We start from the raw sequence: 17,734 nt of genomic DNA, 5'->3' as shown, positions 1-17,734 counted from the left end.
ACATGAATGGAACAACTTTATAAGCAGCTGCAGCTGGAAAATCAGCTTTGTTTCTCAATTTACGCCACGTCTCGAGAAATTACAAAGGTTTACAAGCCGCTGCTCGATAAATTAGGAGTAACCTATCCGCAGTATTTAGCCCTTCTTGTTTTATGGGAACATGAAACACTCAGCGTGAAAAAAATGGGCGAACTTCTGTATTTGGATTCAGGCACCCTTACTCCTATGCTAAAAAGAATGCAGGATCAAGAATTAGTGATTCGTCAGCGTTCTCATGAAGATGAACGCGTTGTTTTTATTAGTTTAACCGAAAAAGGAAAAAAATTACGTGATAAAGCTTGTCATATTCCAGAAGAAGTTTTTAGTATGACGAATAAGTCACAGAGAGAATTAGAAAAGCTGAAAGAAACGCTGCAGGAGTTATTGCAATCACTGCATACGTACAATCAAAAATAGACCATATAAAATTGCACATAAAAAAAACGCCTGGATTCAAGAGAAATCCAGGCGTTTTTTATTTACTCAGCCGTTGTATTTAACGTTACGTTAACATTTCCACGCGTTGCTTTAGAATACGGGCAGAATTGATGTGCATCTTCTACTAGCTTCTCAGCTACTTCTTGTGAAACGCCTTTAATATGAGCGTTTAACACCACTCCAATTTTAAAGCCATCATCAGTGTGGTCTTTTAGTAGACTTACCTCTGCAGTAATAGACGAATCAATGTCTTTTTTTTGTTTCTTAGCAATTAAATTTAAAGCACCGTCAAAACAAGCAGAATATCCTGCTGCAAACAGCTGCTCGGGATTTGTTCCTTCTTCTTTGTTATTTGGAGAAGGATTTACAAGGGTTAAATCAATAATACCATCATCTGATTTGACTCGACCATCTCGGCCTCCTACCGCTGTTGCTTTAGATGTAAATAGTACGTCTGACATAAGATCACCTCATAGATTATTATATGTAATTTCATTGCAGACAATCAAAAAAGTCGCAATCAAATTCATTTTGTAATCACTTTGATTACCGTGATAGTAATGTATTCCCCCTTCTATAATGAGTGTAAACCTATTATTTTATACAAAAAAAGAGAGTTACCTCTCTTTTTTTCCTCTTTGTTTTTTTAAACCGCTTTGAATAATGTTATCTCCATATTTTTCACGCAAACTTTCGACCGCTTTGTATAAAGGCTCTTTTTTTGCTTGCTCTCCATATGTAAACAAATCTAACTGTTCTTCTTCCTGAACATGTTGGCTCACTTGAAGAGCAGCTACGCCTAATAAACGAATTGGTTCTCCGTTCCAATGCTTTTGAAATAATACCCCACTGTAATGAAAAAGATCATTTGGCTCGCTAATTGCTTTTGAAATAGTTTGGCTTCGAGTAATGGTTTTAAAATCACTGTATCGTATCGTTAGTTGAATCGTTTTGCTTACAACTTTTTTCGCTTTCATACGAGAGCTTACAGAATGCGATAGTTTATTTAAAATAGGGAGAACTTCATGTTCATCTACTGCATTTTGAGATAGCGTCGTAGAGTTTCCAATAGATTTAAACTGTGATTGGCGATCAGGGTTCACCTGTCGATCATCTTGGCCCCATGCTCGTTCTTTCATAACTTCTCCTTTTATTCCGAGAGTTTGTTTAAGAAGACCGGGAGCGGCTTTTGCTAGATCACCGATGGTCACGATCTTAATCGCATTTAGCTTCTCAGCTGTTTTTTTACCGATTCCGTGCATTTCCTCTACGGCTTTTGGCCAAAGAACTGTTTGGACATCTCTTTTTCGAAGGACGGTAATCCCTAAAGGTTTTTGCATATCACTTGCCGTTTTGGCTAAAAATTTATTCGGCGCGATTCCAATTGACACAGGAATTTGCAGCGTCTGTATTAAATGCTGCTGAATGGACTTTGCTATGTCAAGAGGAGAGCCTAATTCAGCACAGTTTGTAATATCCAAATAGCCTTCATCAATTGAAGCGGGCTCTAAAAGAGGTGAAATGGTTACTAAATAATCAAACATGTTTTTGGACATTTGGCGATATAATGGAAAATTAGGTTTTATAACAACCAGCTCGGGGCATTTTCTTTTCGCTTCCCAAAGAGGCATAGGCGCATATACTCCGCGTTTACGAGCAATATAGTTACAGGTTACAACAATTCCTCTTCGTTCCTTTGGATTGCCAGCAATAGCAAGAGGCTTATCTTTGAGCGTATGATCATGTGCGGTTTCAACAGATGCATAAAAAGCATTGGCATCAATATGAAGAATAACTTTGCCGTTTTTAGGGTACATCATTTTCATACTATCACCTCTTTCTGTATAATTAATCCCCGAAAGAAGAACGTACATTCTTATTTATTATAACTCTTTTTTCCTAAATTGTGCGCACCTATACTTTATTTTTATTTTGAGCGAACACTGTGTGTCACTCTCTCGTATTCTAATGAAGAAAGGAGGAAGAAAACGTGATTGATCAGCTTATCGGAGCCATTAACCAATTAGGCTACGGATATTTCTTTTTTATCATTTTAGTCGGAGCCAACCTTACTCCTATTCCTGACCCGGTATATATTATGCTTGCAGGCAGCCAGGCTACGTCTCCATCCGTTCAGTATATTCCAGCTTTTATACTTACCTACAGCGGCATGATGATTAGCTTGTATCTTAAGTTTTTGATAGCCAGTCTTTTTTCAGCTCAGGCGCTTGCGCTATTAAAACGCCCGCGATGGGAAAAGAATGTCATGAAAGTTGAGCGAACGATTCAAGAATATGGATCTCACGCCATCATCGCAAGCTACTTTTTACCAGGAATGCGACATGTGATGCCTTTTTTTCTCGGAGCAAGCGGAATGAAGCATCGGCATTATATTAAAGTCTCATTTTCCTTCGGTTTTATTTGGACGCTCGCTTTATTTATTTTCGGTTCCTTTTTTAATACGACATCTTCTTATACTGATGTGATTGAGATCACTTTAGCTTTTTGTGCGATCAGTTTGATTATCTATGCCGTCCAAAGAAGAAAAATACGAAAAAAACAGCAGTAGTTTGTGTAAAAAGTGCTTTTTCACAAACTGCTGCTGTTTCATTTATATTAAATGACTTCATTATACCCCTTTACAAAGTACTTGCGCGCGCGGTAAAGAGCTGATTTTAACGTAGTCATCTGCATATTTAATAACTCGGCAATTTCTTCATATTTAAACCCTAATCCGTATTTTAATAGAAGCAAATTGCGATACTTAGGATTCAATTGATTTAAAATCGCCTGACATTCAGCCGCTTCTTCATTTCTGAGCACCTGCTGAATAGGCGTATACATAACGGGTTCTTCTTTGTAAGAAGACGTATAGCGGTCTTTCACTATTTTACGCCTTCCTAAATCACACCGTTTATTTAATGCGACGCGAAACATCCAAGCTTTTATTTTTTCAGGATCGACCATTTCTTGTTTTTCTAAATATTTTAATGCTACTTCTTGCGTAATATCTTCGGCGTCTTGTCTATTCACACCATTTTTTAATAAATAAGCCAGCACCTGATTTAAATAATCTTGCAATTCCTCGCCGCACATAATAAGTTCTCCCTTGCTATTTTAGTTTTTCTTTTAGTTCTGTTGGAATCGTGTTAGCATCAAACATTTGAACTTCAGGACTTGAATTTTTATAACGGAAAACAACTATATAATCCCCTTGTTCTTGAATGGTTGTATGCGAAAGAAAATGATCGATTTGTTTGGAATCTTTAATAGTTAACGCACCTTTTCTTTTAGTTAGAATAGAGGGCATGTCTACCCATGCGTTCTGAAGAATTTCGTGATCTTTATTCTTTAAAACTACAATATTTGAAACGTCTTCTGGCATCACTCGAGCACTTTCAAACATTTTTTCATGCTTGAGCCACTTTTCAACTTCTTTATATGATTTCTCAAAAGGTATGGAGTCTACACTTCGTCCATTTCCATCCATAAAGTCAATGCTAGACCAGCTTTGTTGGTTACTCTGAGTATGCTCATACGTTTGATTTTGTATGGATTTTCTTATTGCCTGTTTCAAATCTTCAATTTTGTTTGGATCTTTAATTACAATAGGTTCGCCGCTTTTATACATCACATTAATTTGAACTTCTTTTACATACCTCATATTTTTATTATCACGTTCTAAAATATAAAAAGAATGATTTTTGTACTCAGGTGTTTCTATAATTCGTTTATAAAAAGCTTTATAATCAGCTTCCCTTACCGCATATTGTCGAACAACTTTTTTATCATTTTTTAAATTATAAGCAAAAGTTATTTCACGAGCATCTCCAGACTGTATTTCTCTTTTAGAAATATTAGGCTGATCTTTTATAATTTGTTTATGCAATGCTCGTATAAAATTAACGGTATTTTTATCAGAATAATAGTAAGGTGGTCTATAATAGTCACCATTCTCTGGATCATGACTTTTAGGGTTATCTGTCAAGGAGTAATCATCTTCATCAAAATATACAGATTGAATATTTTCTTGATTTGGTAAGTAACTAGAGTAACCAAAAACATCCACTTTCAAGCCTATACCTATAATGATGGCTGCTGCCACAAACAATAAGTAGCCCTTCCATTTATCAAACACACGCCATGTTTTAGCTAAAATCATATGTCCAAGGATATACCCTAATAAAGATCCAAAAACATAACCAAAAATAAGCCATTTAAAAGAATCCTTGATCTCTCCGAAGTACATCCCCCATAATAATAATGAGCACGTCGTCAGTCCATAGATAAAGATAGGTTTTAACCAATTAAAAGCGATTGCATGCGTAGCGATTTCTAAACTTCTCTTTTGATATGCAATAAATGCAATAAAACAAAGTGCACAAGCTACAATTGCATATATTACTAGACTTAGATAACTTTCTTTTCCACTATCTAACAGATCCATAATATGGATAAAAGGAACCAAATCTTGTAAATTTCTCCCTGAATAATATGTTGTAGCAAACCCATACCAATAAAACTTAACATTCATAATAAAAAACTGAATGAGCGCAGCCGGAAGAATGAATAATATATATATAAACGCACCTTGCAGTATTGACATACCTGTGAACATACCTGCAAATACGGCTCCAGAAAAAACAAAGATATTCAAAATAATAGTATCAATAGCCCATCGTAGAATTAATTTTAGCGTATATAAATCGTCAACATTTACTGAATCTTTAATAAGAAAAAGAACGATGGCTGAAATAATAACAGGTAAAACTAATGATACAATTCCTAATAATACGTTTTGCCAAAATAGCACACCTCTGCTTATTGGTAAGCTATGAATATAATCAGCGGCTGATTTTGTTTGGATATATCTAAATAAAAAGATAGCTAGCACCACAGGAACAGTAAACATAAACAAAAATTGAAGGCTTCCAACAACTTCAAAAAGAGTCTTTAACTTTTCTGTATACATTCCATTTTCGTTAACTTCACCTGTATACCTCAGAACAATTTGAAGTGGCAAAATAAATAAAAGAACAAGTGTATATAAAGCACCAATCCATCCCACGTTTCTCATGGATTGAATCCACATGCCGCGGTTAAACGATGATGTTTTCGATTGCATAACCCACATCCCCCATTTCATAAATAAAGATTTCTTCTAGCGTAAGTGGCAAGATGTCAAAAATTAAAGGCTTATACGATCGAACTTTGTTGACTAAATGATTTTCTTTTCCTCGAACAATACAAAGCAAGACGCTTCCTCGTTTTTCTTGATATAAAATGTCTAGCGTGTCATAAAGCGCTAGCGGCACATCTCCTTCAAATGCAACTTGAATTTTGTGCACGTCTGATTTTAAATCATCCAGCTCTTTTTCAATTAATAATTGACCGTGATGCAAAATGCCTACATGATCACAAAGATCTTCCACTTCTCGCAAGTTATGTGATGAAATTAAGATCGTCATTTCCCGTTCTGCCACGTCTTGAACAAGAAGGTTTTTAATTTTTTGACGCATTACCGCATCTAACCCATCGAGCGGCTCATCTAAGATAAGTACATCAGGCATAGCAGACAGCGCTAACCAAAAACCTACTTGACGCTGCATTCCCTTGGACATTCTGTGTACCTTTTTATGTAATTGAATTGGGAAAGCTTCTTTTAATTTTTGAAACCGCTCTTCGTTCCAAGTCGGGTAGACACTTCTATAAAAAGACGCTAATTGCTTAATCGTTGTTTGAGGGAAAAAATAAAGAGAATCTGGCATAAAAATAAGACGTTCTTTTAAGCCAACGTTTTCAAATACTTCCTCGCCGTCTATTGCGATTTTCCCGTGATCTTGCTTGTAAATACCTGCAATGATTTTTAATAGCGTTGTTTTCCCTGCCCCGTTGGAGCCAAGCAGTCCGTAAATAGATCCTTTTTTTATAGAAAGCGTGACGTCCCTTAGAGCTTCCATTTCTTCAAACTCTTTTTTTATCGCCTTCAGTTCAATCACTATCGCTTCCCCCTTTTACTGCTTTTTCAGCCTGTGAGATAAGTGATAGAATTTCATCTTTATCCATCCCTAAATACATAGCTTCTGCCAACAGCCTTACTAATTCTTCTTTCATCTTTTTCACCTTCTCGTTATTTAGTGTATCAACTTGAGGCGTTACAAAACTTCCTTTGCCTGGAACTGAATAAATATAATTTTGATGTTCTAGTTCACGATATGCTTTTTGAATTGTATTTGGATTAATTGTTAATTCTTTTGCTAGCAGTCGAACAGATGGAAGCTTTTGATCGGCCTTAAAGACTTCATGAATAATAAGTTCTTTCAATTTATCTACTAATTGCTCGTATATCGGCTTGCGACTACGAATATCTAAATCAAACATAGTCTGCCTCCCTTCATTTACCAAAAATCATGATGTGTGTACTATGTGTATTAACTGTATTACTTATCGTATTACAGTTAATATTATAATATGTTTTTTGGAAAAAACAAGTACTTTTTTTACTTTTGTTACAAAAAGATGACAAAAAAGTGTTTAGTAGCTTTATAGATGAAATGTAAATAACTAGATTAACTTCTGAAAATAGCTTGTACTGCTTTCGTTATAAATCTTTAAGCCAGCACCTTATTTTACTGTTTTAACCAAGTGCCTCTAGTTATTACAATAGCAATGTTTTATAATGTTTATAATTAATTTTTTTAATATAAAAGGAGCCATACTCTATGTACTATGATGCGTTAAAGACGTTTGTTTCTGTTGTAGAAGAGCAAAGCTTTACAAAAGCTGCGGAAAAGTTAATGATTTCACAGCCAAGCGTAAGCGTACACATCAAAAATCTTGAAAAAGAATTTCAAACTTCCCTGTTCCTGCGTTCACCTAAAATGTTAAAAATCACACCCAGCGGCGAAATTTTATACGATCGTGCTAAACAAATGATTCAGATATATGAGCATACGAAACGAGATATTTATGAACATCATCACCGTGTCAAAGGAATGCTAACGATTGGCGCCAGTTTCACGATTGGCGAATATATTCTCCCTTCATTTTTAGCAAAGCTTCGTGAACAATATCCTGATATTGATGTAGAAGTGACTATCGGTAATACAAAGGAAATCGCTCAGCTTGTTCGTCATTTCAAAGTAGATGTAGGGCTTATTGAAGGACACACGGAAGAATCCGACTTACATATTCAGTCCTTTATGGACGATGAACTTGCTATCGTTGCGTCAGTGGATCACCCTTTAGCTCAGCTTAAAAAAGTAGAAATTGATGATTTACAAAATCAGCGGTGGGTAGCGCGTGAAAAAGGCTCTGGAACAAGAGAATATTTAGATCACGTTCTAATGTCCAACGGTTTAAAAATGAAAAGCATGCTAACGATCAGCAGCAATCAAGGAATTAAAGAAGCCATTGTTCACGATTTAGGAATGTCTGTGCTGTCACTTTGCGCTATTAAAGAAGATGTAGAACAAAAGCACCTATCGATTCTCAACGTTAACACCGCTCCTTTTAAGCGCCGTTTCTCTTATATCTATCCTGCTAACAGTGCTCATAAAAAAGTAGCCGAGCTTTTTATTCAGCTTTTAAACTAAAAAAAGACTTTCCACGCTGAGTGGAAAGTCTTTTTAAATCAATAGCCATACATGTCTTTGCATTCTTTTTTAGTGAACATGCGTCTGCTGAGCCGGCATTTTTGACAAACGAACAGCTAGGAAAAAGGCTGTTGTAAGAAACACACCAATTAAAGCAATAACACCTTTCCAGCCGTACGCACTCCAGCATAATCCAGCCACTGTCCCGCCAACACTTGATCCTGCATAGTAAAAAAACAAATACAAAGACGAAGCCTGAGCCTTGTCATGAGTGGCTCTTCTTCCCACCCAGCTGCTTGCGATGGAATGACTTCCGAAAAAGCCAAAAGTCAGCAGCAATAGCCCGGTAATTTTTATCCATAAAACTGGATGCAGCGTAACGATGGAACCTATAAGCGTAACAGCAATCGTACATAACAGCACTTTTTTCCGGCCGTATCGATCCGCCAGCGTCCCCATCCAGACCGAGCTGAATACTCCCACAAAAAAAATAACAAAAATAAAACTTACAAGCGTATGATTCCAAGAATACGGAGGAGCGGATAAAGCGTATCCAATATAATTGTATAAAGCTACGTTACTCCCAAGCAGCGCAAAACCAATAGCAAAAAGACAAAGCATCCCTTTATCTTGAAGATGACTGCGAAGAGAGCCGGTAAGCTGACGAAGTTCAAAAGATCGTGAAGTGAAGTTTTGTGAATCTGGCAAGTTCATAAAAAAAACAAAGGTGGCTAATAAACTGATTGCGCTTACAACATCAAGAGCTACGGACCAGTTGAAATATTCCGTGAGCACCCCTGTCATAAGCCTTCCCGCCACGCCTCCAAAGGCGTTGCCGCTTATATAAATCCCCATCGCTTTTCCTAAACTCCCTGGTTCAATTTCTTCTCCTAAGTAAGCCATGGCCACGGAAGGCAGCCCTGCTAAAACGATTCCTTGAATGACGCGAAAGACTAACAGCGTTTCAAAGGTAGAGCTAAATGCTGTCATGATGCATAGCAATGACGCAAAAATTAACGATAGACCCATCAGTTTCTTTCGTCCCCACACTTCTGATAAAGAACCTAAAAAAAGCATACTAACCGCTAGCGTAATGGTTGTTAACGAAAGCGACAAGCTGGCAAACGCCGGGGATATCCCGAATTCTCTAGAAAATTCGGGTAAAATGGCCTGTGTACAATATAAAATCGAAAATGTGTTGAAGCCTGCTGCAAAAAGCGCAACATTTGTTTTGCGAAAAGCTGATGTTCCAATTACGGTATAACTCACAGTTGGTCACTTCCTTTTTTCTCTAAAAAAAGCATATCACGGTTTTTTTATTCTGTATAATTCATTATGTAAATCGTTTTCATGCATTTCGGTAATGAGTAAAGTGAAAATAGGAATGGACAACAGCCTGAGTATTTTCAAACGACTGTATGCAAGACTGTTATACTTTCTCGTTTTACACACATTAAAAAAGTTGAGCCAGTTTTTCATGGCTCAACTTTTTTAATCTAACACATAAGATGCTAATACTTTTTGCACGTCGTAAATGTTTTTATCTTTACGAAATTCTTTTGAAATCGGTGCACTAGAACCCGATACCCAAATATTTAATTCCGCATCTAAATCAAATGTTCCAGCCGTTTCTACGCTAAAATGGGTAATCGTCTTATAAGGAATGGAATGATAATCTGTTTTCTTTCCCGTCACTCCTTGCTTATCAACGATAATTAAGCGTTTCGTCGTAAACACCATTAAATCGCGAATGACTTTATACGCTTGTTCCACTCGCTCGTTGGCAATTAAGATATTTTGTAAGTCTTTTTCAGTGCCTCTTATATCTGCTTCTGATGCATTTCCTAATAGTCCATCTAATATACCCATGCTGATCACTCCTTTATATCTACACTACCGCATTTTGTTCTGTCTGGAAACCCAAAACGTTTTTTTAATGAATTAATTTACTTTCACGCGCTTTTTTTGTTAATTTTGCACTCGTTTTACTAAGAGGCTTATGAAGAAAAATGCCAACGAGCAGCACGCCTAGCCAAATGCAAAGAAGCACCGTAACGTCTTTTCTGACAATATCCGCTAACATGCCTCCTACAACTTCTCTCATCATGCTTATTGCATACGTAAATGGTAAAAATGGATTGATTGCTTGAAAAAAAGCAGGCACGACTTGAATCGGAAATGTACCGCCTGCAGCGGAAAGCTGAAGCACAAGTAAAACAATCGCCATTGCTTTTCCTGCATTGCCAAATATCGCAACAAGCGTATATACAATCGTCATAAATACGAAGCTGCACAGCAAGCCTAAAAAGATAAAAGGTACTTTATCTACGACATACGTTTTGATTAAAAATAAATCCCCTAGCGTCACAATAAAAGCTTGCACGAGAGCAATAGACAAAAACGTTAAAAGTCTTCCAAGATAGACCTCATAGCTTTTGAATCGCTCTTCATCCGCTACTTCTACGCTTAAAATCGAAACTAACAGCAAAGCTCCGACCCACAAGCAAAGCGTTGTATAAAACGGCGACATAGCTGAGCCGTAGTTCGGAATCGGGTAAAGTCTTTCTTCTTTTAAAAGAACCGGCTTAGCAAAAAAGTCACTTTCTTTTTGCACATCATTCTTTAGCAAATTAATAATATCTTCAATATTTTCTTTTTGCTGAAATTCTCGTATTTTATCCGCTATATTGTGCACGTTTTGTTCGATTCGCGGAAAGTCTTTTGCTATTTTCCCAAGCTCCTGTTGTCCAAGCAAAATGCCACTGGCTGTTTTAGACAGGACGTTAGAAACATCCGGCATGCTTTTATTGGCTTCATCAAGCAGTGAGTTTGCGCTTGCCGTTTTATCCTTTCCTTCTTTGATTGCTTGTTCAACAGCAGGCACAATCGTAGAAGAATATGAGTTCGTTAACGCATTTAATCTAGAAACAGCTTGATCGGTGCGAGAGCTGAACCTATCAAGTACGCTTTGATTTGGAACATCCCCATTCTTTGTTTGTTGCTGCAGACTGTTTACATCCGAAAGCTGCTGCTGTAAAAGCGTATTTACATCCTTTACGTCATTAATAACAGGTGAAAGAACTTTTTGTTGAGATAACGCATTTAAATCTGTAAGAAGTGTAAGAATCTCTCCTGTGTCAGCAATTTGTTTTGTTAACTGCTCTTTTAGCTGTTCCGCTGCTGCGCTGACTTCAGCCGGTTTTATATCTTTTTCCATCAGCTGATTCTTCAATTCTTGAACCCGGAGAGCTCGTTGCTGAACCCGATGCAGCGTTTCGTTGATCGTTGGTTCAGCGTTTTTTAAAACTTCATCGCTTTTAGTTAAAAAAGTGTTTAGCTGCTGAGTCATCTGTGCGCCGTCAGCTGTTAATCTCTCTACTTCAGGAAGAGCAGCCTGGGCTTTTGATACAATAGCTCCAGCTTTTTGAGTGGTGTCATTCGCTTCATTAATTACTTTTTTGATTTCAGGAAGACGATTTTCAAGTTCAAAAATCCGCTGTTCAACTTGTTGAATGGTCGGCAAATCCCGCTGCAGTGTAATACCTAGTTCGTTAAACACTGAAAAAATGGCTCCATTCGCTGTTTTGACGAATTTTTCACTGATCTGTTGTGTTAAGCTGCTGGCTCCTTTGCTTGTAATTTTAGGCGCCACTGCGTTTATTTTTTCGTTCACTTTGTAAATAATGACCGGTTTTTCCAAACGATCTTGAAGAACGGTACCAAGCTTTTGTGAAAAATCTTTTGGAATAACAATACTTGCATAATAGTCACCGTGCTTTACTCCGTGATCAGCTTTTTCTTTGGAGACAAACGTCCATCCAAGCGTTTTATTTTTTTTTAATGTTGCAATAATATCTTTTCCCACATTTACGTGCTGCCCTCTTATCGTAGAACCTTCGTCTTCGCTTGTTACTGCAATGGCAATACCTTCAGTCCGCCCGTATGGATCCCAAGATGCTTTTATATTAAACCATGCGTAAAAAGACGGCAGAATCATAAGCGTCAGCACAATGATAATCATCGCCCAATTGGTGAAAATTCTTTTTAAATCCCTTGTATAAATATAAACAGTATTTTTCATATGTCCCACCCAGTTTTATTGTTACAAGTTAGCTTATCCATGTTCGAAGAAACATATTTCTGATACTATAGAAAAAGTTAGATATGGTTTTACTAGAAAGGATGATGAACATGACAGAAAGACTTTATTATAGCAACCCCTACATAAAAACGTGGAAAACTGAAGTGATAGAGACACGCTCTCTTTCAAATGGCTACGCATTAACGTTAAAACAAACCGCTTTTTATCCAGAAGGCGGCGGACAGCCGTCTGACTACGGTAATATTGCCGGAATCGACGTGAAAGATGTGTATGAAGAAAATGGAGAAGTATATCATATCGTCAATACGCTCCCTGCACAAACGAACGTCACATGTGAAATTAACTGGCATCGCCGCTTTGATCACATGCAGCAGCATAGCGGCCAGCACTTACTTTCGGCTCTATTAATCGATACATATGATATTCACACCGTTAGCTTTCATTTAGGTAACGAAGCAGTCTCTATCGATCTGAATGTACCTCAATTATCTCATGAGCAGTTATTACACATTGAAAAAGTTTTAAATGACGCTATTTACAGCAACCGTCACATTAAAACGTACGAAGTGAAGAAAGAAGAGTTACATACTCTTGCGCTTCGCAAAGTGCCCGATCTAGAAGACGAAGTGGTACGCATCGTGGAAATTGAAGGCATTGATGTTTCTGCCTGCTGCGGTACTCATGTAAACCAAATTGGAGAGCTTGGCCTTATTAAACTTACGAAAACAGAAAAGCAGCGCGGTAATACACGCCTCTTTTTTAAATGCGGTATGCGTGCATTAGCTGATTATCAGCAGTCTCAAGAAATCGTAGCAGAACTTAGCAATAAATTCAGCACAAGCCGTGAATTAGTTGTAGAACGCATTAAAAAATTGGAGACTGAACAAAAAGAGCTGCAAAAACAACTAGAAGAATTAAAAAATGAAAATGCAGCTTATTTAGCAAGTGAATTAGAAAGCAAAAAAGAAGGTTCATTTCTGTACCATCACTTTGAAAACCGCACACTAAAAGATGTGCAAGCCTTGACAAAGCAGCTTCTTCAAACACCTGATACGACGCTTCTTTTTTCTTTTTCAAGTGATCAAAAAGTTTTGCTGGCTCACAGCGGCAGTGGGGTCAAATGCGGAGAACTTTATAAAGAGCTGCTTCCACTTTACCATGGAAAAGGCGGCGGCGGACCAAAACAAGCCCAAGCCAGCTTTTCATCTTCTGAAAATATGAACGCATTTATTAGCGCAGTAAAAGAAAAAATAACTGAAGCATAACAAAAAGCCTGTCTTTAAAAAGACAGGCTTTTTCCACTTAATCAGCTTACTAAATAGCCAATTAATAAGCCAATTGATAAAGTAAATCCAAAAAACGTATTTGTTTGCGCGGTTGCTTTCATCGCAATAAGCTCTCCGCGTACAAATGCTTGTACGGCTTGAATTGGCTTAGGTGCACTAAGAAACACTAAGAAAATCCAAGGGCTAATATCGAAGAATACCACTAATGCAACGGTCCAAATATACGCAATGCCAAACAAAGCAGCTAAAAATCTAATCGCATTTTTAGAACCTAATAAAATTGCTAGGGTACGTCGTCCGCCTTTTGTATCTTCTTCTATATCACGAATGTTGTTAGACAAATTAATCGCACCTACTAAAATCGCAATCGGAAGTGATACAAAGATGCTTTCAGACGTTACAGTATTAGTTTGAATAAAAAATGAAATCAATACGAACATGGCGCCCATGCAAAGACCTGAAAATAATTCTCCAAACGGCGTATACGCAATCGGAAGCGGTCCGCCCGTATACAAATAACCAATCGCCATACCTACTAATCCAACTAAAGCAAGCCACCAGCTGCTGTTTGCACATATATATACACCTAAAATAAGAGCAATTCCATAAGAAATCAGTGCTAAATTTAATACCGTTTTCGGTTTCATGCCGTGTCTGACGATGGCTCCTCCGATACCTACAGAGTCTTCTGTGTCTAAGCCGCGTTTAAAATCATAGTACTCGTTAAATAAGTTCGTCGCAATTTGAATCCACAAACATGAAAAAAGCATCGCAAGAAACATCCAAACGTTCACATGGCCATAAAACATGGCTAGAACTGTTCCAATTAAAACCGGTACAAACGATGCTGTTAGCGTATGAGGACGGGTTAATTGCCACAAAATCTTCCCTTTACTGTACTGCTCGGCTGCAGCTTTGTTTTCTTTGTTATGACTTGTCATCATCCTCTTCCCTTCTATTACGAACCGTATCTCTATTTAAAAGTGCTGCTTTTAACATAACGAATGATAGCAAACTTACTCTAATACAATACACGTCCGCCCAACAAAAAAAATCACGGAACTCTTTAAAATATCAGTTCCACTCTATATGATAATAATTTATTGCTCTTTTTACAAGATGACCGCTTATACATTTCCGATTTTTTTCTACAAAAATCTGCTTTGACGCAGAAATTCATAAGAAAAAGATAAAAAGCCTATCCGAAAAATAAGGTTGAGACATAAAGAAATGAATCTAATCTAAAGACGAGTAAATGGGATGCATGAGCTGAACCGCTTGTTACACCGCAGTTGATTTCCATGCAAGGCTTCGCTTTCCGCGGGCGGCCGCTGAGCCTCCTCGCCACTTATGCTTTTCCCGCACGAGCCTTAGCCTTGCCCTCCAATCAACTGCTAGAAGAAACGAAACAGATGAAACCTACGTTCACCATAATAAAAAAACGAATCACTAATCAAACATGTTGATCAATGGTTCGTTTTTCACTTCGGCTAAAATACTTTTGTCCCAGCCTCTTCCTTCAACTAACATACGTTTATACAAGCCTCTTTTTTATCACTACATCTTATTAATTAAAATCGTCGTCTCCATACCTTCTGCGGAATCTTTTATGAAAACACGAATCGCATATCGCATGATCATGATTCCAAGGAAGGTCTTTAGAACACGCACTGCATGTTCTTTTAAATTTTTTCATATCTTTTCTTAATACGTTATGGATTTTATCTGTAAGCTCTTCTCGGACACGTTCCCAGTAAATAGCTTCTGGCCTTCTGTCCATTCGATATAGAAATAAAAGATGCAGGCCAATTGCTTTATAAGACAGCTCTAATTTTTCCAGTGAACCTTCTATCATCCGTGGTTCAGGTAACTCTTCTCTGTTAACAATCGCATTCATGCTGGCAACCCACTGCTTTTTCAAGGAGCTTTCTTTTGCTGAAAACGGCAGCTGCAAGTAGCCGTATAAATCAACAATGGGCATTTTCGCCTCAATCAGCGTGTCTTTCACTTCCTCATAAAGCTCACGTTCTTGTGCCAGGTTTGATTTTTGTGTACCTTTTGGATTTTTAAATTTAGCCCACATGTCAAAAAACGTTCCGAGGTCATGATAATATTCTTTAAATCTTCTTAGCATATCTGAAGTAGGCGCAATTGAAAATTTACTGATTTGCTCGTCTGTTGAAAATAACAGTTCTCTCATTTGCTTTGCATCTTTAGCGAATGCAACTTCTCCTACATTATAGAGACCCTTCCTTCCAGCACGACCTGCAATCTGCTTTAACTCTTGAGAAGTCAACAATCTCCTCTTTTGTCCGTCAAACTTCATGTTTTCTAAAAGGACAATTCGTCTAATTGGAAGATTTAACCCCATTCCAATCGCATCTGTAGACACAATGACATTTGTTTCTCTATTAATGAACTGCTCAATTTGTTTTCTTCTCGTTTCAGGCGGCATACTTCCATAAATCACGCTAACTTTGTGACCATCTTTTTCTAGCTTAGCCGCTGTCTGGAGCACTTTCTTACGCGAGAAAACAATTAAAGCATCTGCGGGTTTTACTTGTTCAATTTTGAACCTTCGAAGATCTACTTTTAAAGGTATATCTCTTTCGTACTCATGAATTTCTGAGATCACACCGTCTAACATCTCTTCTAACATACTTCGAATACTTAAACTCCCGATAACATGAACTTGTTTGGCATTGGCTCGAGTGATGGCTTTATACCATGAAAATCCTCGGTCTCTGTCTTGAATCATTTGTGCTTCATCAATTACGGTTACATCGCCATGTTCTAATTCACTAAACATCTCTACGGTACCGGCCATATGCTGAGCGTCTTCAACAATCTTTTCTTCTTCACCTGTTTTTAACGAACAAGGGACTCTGTCTTTGTTCAGCTTTTCAAAAACTTCTAAAGCTAACAGGCGAAGCGGCGCTAAGTAACTACCCGAAGCAGCTTTTTTTAATGATTTTAATGCCGTATACGTTTTTCCTGTGTTTGTATCACCGAGATGAAGGATGTATTCCGTTTCTTTTCTTGGGTCCATTTCGTATTCTGCACCAAAAATATAATTTAACTGTCGCTGTTCTTCTTCGATAAGCTTTTTCTTTTCCTCACGTTCACGTTCTTGTTGTAATCGTCTTTCTTCCAGTTGCTGTTGATATCTCTCTTGATGCTCTTCAATCGTCAAGTTGTGATCTGAAATTTCTAGTACATCAGAAAGCTTTTCTTCTACAAGCATTTTTTTATATTCATAGACCAAATCCGATAAATCACTTCTAAGTGCTTTTATAATATCCATTCGTGTTACCGAAGCATTTGTATAAGATTTATATTCTTCTTTAAATGAAGCAGGAAGGTCATCCATAATCATAGTTGGAATAATTTCATAAATCTTATCGGTGATAAATACCTCGTATACATCTTCATACGTTTCAAACAAGATAATCGTTGAATATCTGTCTAATTCTGAGCTTACGCCGCCGGTGAGCTCTTGAAAAAAGTCATTAACCGTTTCATAATCATGACGTGTTAAATCGCCGTTTGCTATTAATTCATCTTCAAGCTCAGTATGCGGCGCATAGTTTTCAATATACTTTGAGTTTGTTTTAATGTCTTTTGACAGCTGATGGGAAAGCTGTTCTCTTATATGTAGGTAATACAGCCCTTTGTTTACTTCCAAAATAGGAGCTGCTTCTAAGTTTAACTGTAATTGATATCTAGCTTTTCGATCATTAATACTTTGCTGTCGTTCCTTCTCTTTTCTTTCTTCTTCTTTTTCGGCAAATTCAGCTCTTGCTTCTCCGTATAGAGATAGCCACTCCGCTTTATTGCCCTTTCCGTATTGCTCTTCTAGCCAAGAAAAAGCATTAAACTCTATACCTTTTCTCGTTTCTTTAGCAAATAACTTATCTATAGCTTGAGGTTTATACCCTTTCACCTCGAAGCCTTTCTCTGTTAAATATGACTTTCTGCTTTTTTTAGATACAGAAGAAACAACTGCTTTTCTCCACGTAGTCCCCCAGGCCTTTTTAATAAAAGAGTGCCTGTCTGTTAAATAAGTCTCAAAATCCGGACATTCGTCTTGTTCACCTATTACGTTTTTTATATCCTTTAGTAATGTATGTTTAGTTTTTTCAATGGCACTGCTTTGAATAGTCTCTAATTCGAGCATAAAATTCTCCTTTGGAAAGTTTTCCTACATTTATTATAGGAAAGACCCCTGACAGAATCAAATACATGTTATTACTTTATTTTAGCTAGATCAAGAA

At 37.3% G+C, this 17,734-nt stretch carries 15 protein-coding genes; 4 read left to right on the top strand and 11 right to left on the bottom strand.

What is annotated here, in order from left to right; all coding sequences use genetic code 11:
- Nucleotides 1-6: 6 nt before the first annotated feature.
- Nucleotides 7-456: a MarR family winged helix-turn-helix transcriptional regulator gene (locus JNUCC25_RS11565; protein ID WP_013056976.1), complete on the top strand. Its 450-nt coding sequence runs from the start codon at nt 7-9 to the stop codon at nt 454-456.
- A 62-nt stretch (nt 457-518) separates the two neighbouring features.
- Here JNUCC25_RS11565 and JNUCC25_RS11560 read toward each other — a convergent pair whose 3' ends face one another.
- Together JNUCC25_RS11560 and JNUCC25_RS11555 are read right to left on the bottom strand one after the other, a co-directional pair.
- Complete coding sequence (locus JNUCC25_RS11560; RefSeq protein WP_013056975.1) at nt 519-938, bottom strand: organic hydroperoxide resistance protein; 420 nt, start codon at nt 936-938, stop codon at nt 519-521.
- Between the two features lie 156 nt (nt 939-1,094).
- The gene (locus JNUCC25_RS11555) at nt 1,095-2,303 is read right to left on the bottom strand and encodes a DNA polymerase IV (RefSeq protein WP_454223266.1); all 1,209 of its coding nucleotides are present in this window, start codon (nt 2,301-2,303) and stop codon (nt 1,095-1,097) included.
- Between the two features lie 164 nt (nt 2,304-2,467).
- Between JNUCC25_RS11555 and JNUCC25_RS11550 the strand changes: the two genes are divergently transcribed.
- Nucleotides 2,468-3,046: a DedA family protein gene (locus JNUCC25_RS11550; protein WP_013056973.1), complete on the top strand. Its 579-nt coding sequence runs from the start codon at nt 2,468-2,470 to the stop codon at nt 3,044-3,046.
- A 47-nt stretch (nt 3,047-3,093) separates the two neighbouring features.
- Here JNUCC25_RS11550 and JNUCC25_RS11545 read toward each other — a convergent pair whose 3' ends face one another.
- From JNUCC25_RS11545 to JNUCC25_RS11530, 4 genes are read right to left on the bottom strand one after another with little or no spacing between them, the layout of a single operon-like run.
- Nucleotides 3,094-3,573 (bottom strand): RNA polymerase sigma factor, encoded by a 480-nt coding sequence (locus tag JNUCC25_RS11545; RefSeq protein ID WP_028413409.1) that lies wholly within the window; start codon nt 3,571-3,573, stop codon nt 3,094-3,096.
- Nucleotides 3,574-3,589: 16 nt separating this feature from the next.
- Nucleotides 3,590-5,602 carry a DUF6449 domain-containing protein gene (locus tag JNUCC25_RS11540; protein ID WP_140456806.1) on the bottom strand — a complete coding sequence of 671 codons (2,013 nt, stop codon included), beginning with the start codon at nt 5,600-5,602 and terminating at the stop codon, nt 3,590-3,592.
- On the bottom strand, nt 5,577-6,476 hold the full coding sequence (locus tag JNUCC25_RS11535) for an ABC transporter ATP-binding protein (protein ID WP_048020984.1): 900 nt from the start codon (nt 6,474-6,476) through the stop codon (nt 5,577-5,579). The genes JNUCC25_RS11540 and JNUCC25_RS11535 overlap by 26 nt, the downstream gene beginning before the upstream one ends.
- Nucleotides 6,469-6,858 (bottom strand): GntR family transcriptional regulator, encoded by a 390-nt coding sequence (locus tag JNUCC25_RS11530; protein WP_013056969.1) that lies wholly within the window; start codon nt 6,856-6,858, stop codon nt 6,469-6,471. The genes JNUCC25_RS11535 and JNUCC25_RS11530 overlap by 8 nt, the downstream gene beginning before the upstream one ends.
- A 341-nt stretch (nt 6,859-7,199) precedes the next feature.
- On the opposite strand from JNUCC25_RS11530, the gene JNUCC25_RS11525 reads away from it, so the two are divergent.
- Nucleotides 7,200-8,072: a selenium metabolism-associated LysR family transcriptional regulator gene (locus JNUCC25_RS11525; RefSeq protein WP_013083080.1), complete on the top strand. Its 873-nt coding sequence runs from the start codon at nt 7,200-7,202 to the stop codon at nt 8,070-8,072.
- A 69-nt stretch (nt 8,073-8,141) separates the two neighbouring features.
- Here JNUCC25_RS11525 and JNUCC25_RS11520 read toward each other — a convergent pair whose 3' ends face one another.
- From JNUCC25_RS11520 to JNUCC25_RS11510, 3 genes are all read right to left on the bottom strand, one after another.
- Complete coding sequence (locus JNUCC25_RS11520; protein ID WP_013056967.1) at nt 8,142-9,341, bottom strand: MFS transporter; 1,200 nt, start codon at nt 9,339-9,341, stop codon at nt 8,142-8,144.
- Between the two features lie 222 nt (nt 9,342-9,563).
- A complete protein-coding gene (locus JNUCC25_RS11515) occupies nt 9,564-9,941 on the bottom strand; it encodes a PH domain-containing protein (protein WP_013056966.1) in 378 nt (125 codons plus the stop codon).
- 64 nt (nt 9,942-10,005) lie between these two features.
- Nucleotides 10,006-12,153: a YhgE/Pip domain-containing protein gene (locus JNUCC25_RS11510; RefSeq protein WP_140456805.1), complete on the bottom strand. Its 2,148-nt coding sequence runs from the start codon at nt 12,151-12,153 to the stop codon at nt 10,006-10,008.
- 110 nt (nt 12,154-12,263) lie between these two features.
- Between JNUCC25_RS11510 and JNUCC25_RS11505 the strand changes: the two genes are divergently transcribed.
- Nucleotides 12,264-13,439 carry an alanyl-tRNA editing protein gene (locus JNUCC25_RS11505; RefSeq protein WP_029321659.1) on the top strand — a complete coding sequence of 392 codons (1,176 nt, stop codon included), beginning with the start codon at nt 12,264-12,266 and terminating at the stop codon, nt 13,437-13,439.
- 41 nt (nt 13,440-13,480) lie between these two features.
- Here JNUCC25_RS11505 and JNUCC25_RS11500 read toward each other — a convergent pair whose 3' ends face one another.
- Complete coding sequence (locus JNUCC25_RS11500) at nt 13,481-14,401, bottom strand: 1,4-dihydroxy-2-naphthoate polyprenyltransferase (protein ID WP_029321653.1); 921 nt, start codon at nt 14,399-14,401, stop codon at nt 13,481-13,483.
- 626 nt (nt 14,402-15,027) lie between these two features.
- On the bottom strand, nt 15,028-17,637 hold the full coding sequence (locus JNUCC25_RS11495) for a helicase-related protein (protein ID WP_064471655.1): 2,610 nt from the start codon (nt 17,635-17,637) through the stop codon (nt 15,028-15,030).
- Between the last annotated feature and the right edge of the window lie 97 nt (nt 17,638-17,734).

The organism is Priestia sp. JNUCC 25 (genome assembly GCF_053667915.1).
The sequence above is the reverse complement of the archived record's forward strand: the minus strand, read 5'-3'. Positions and strand labels throughout refer to the sequence as shown.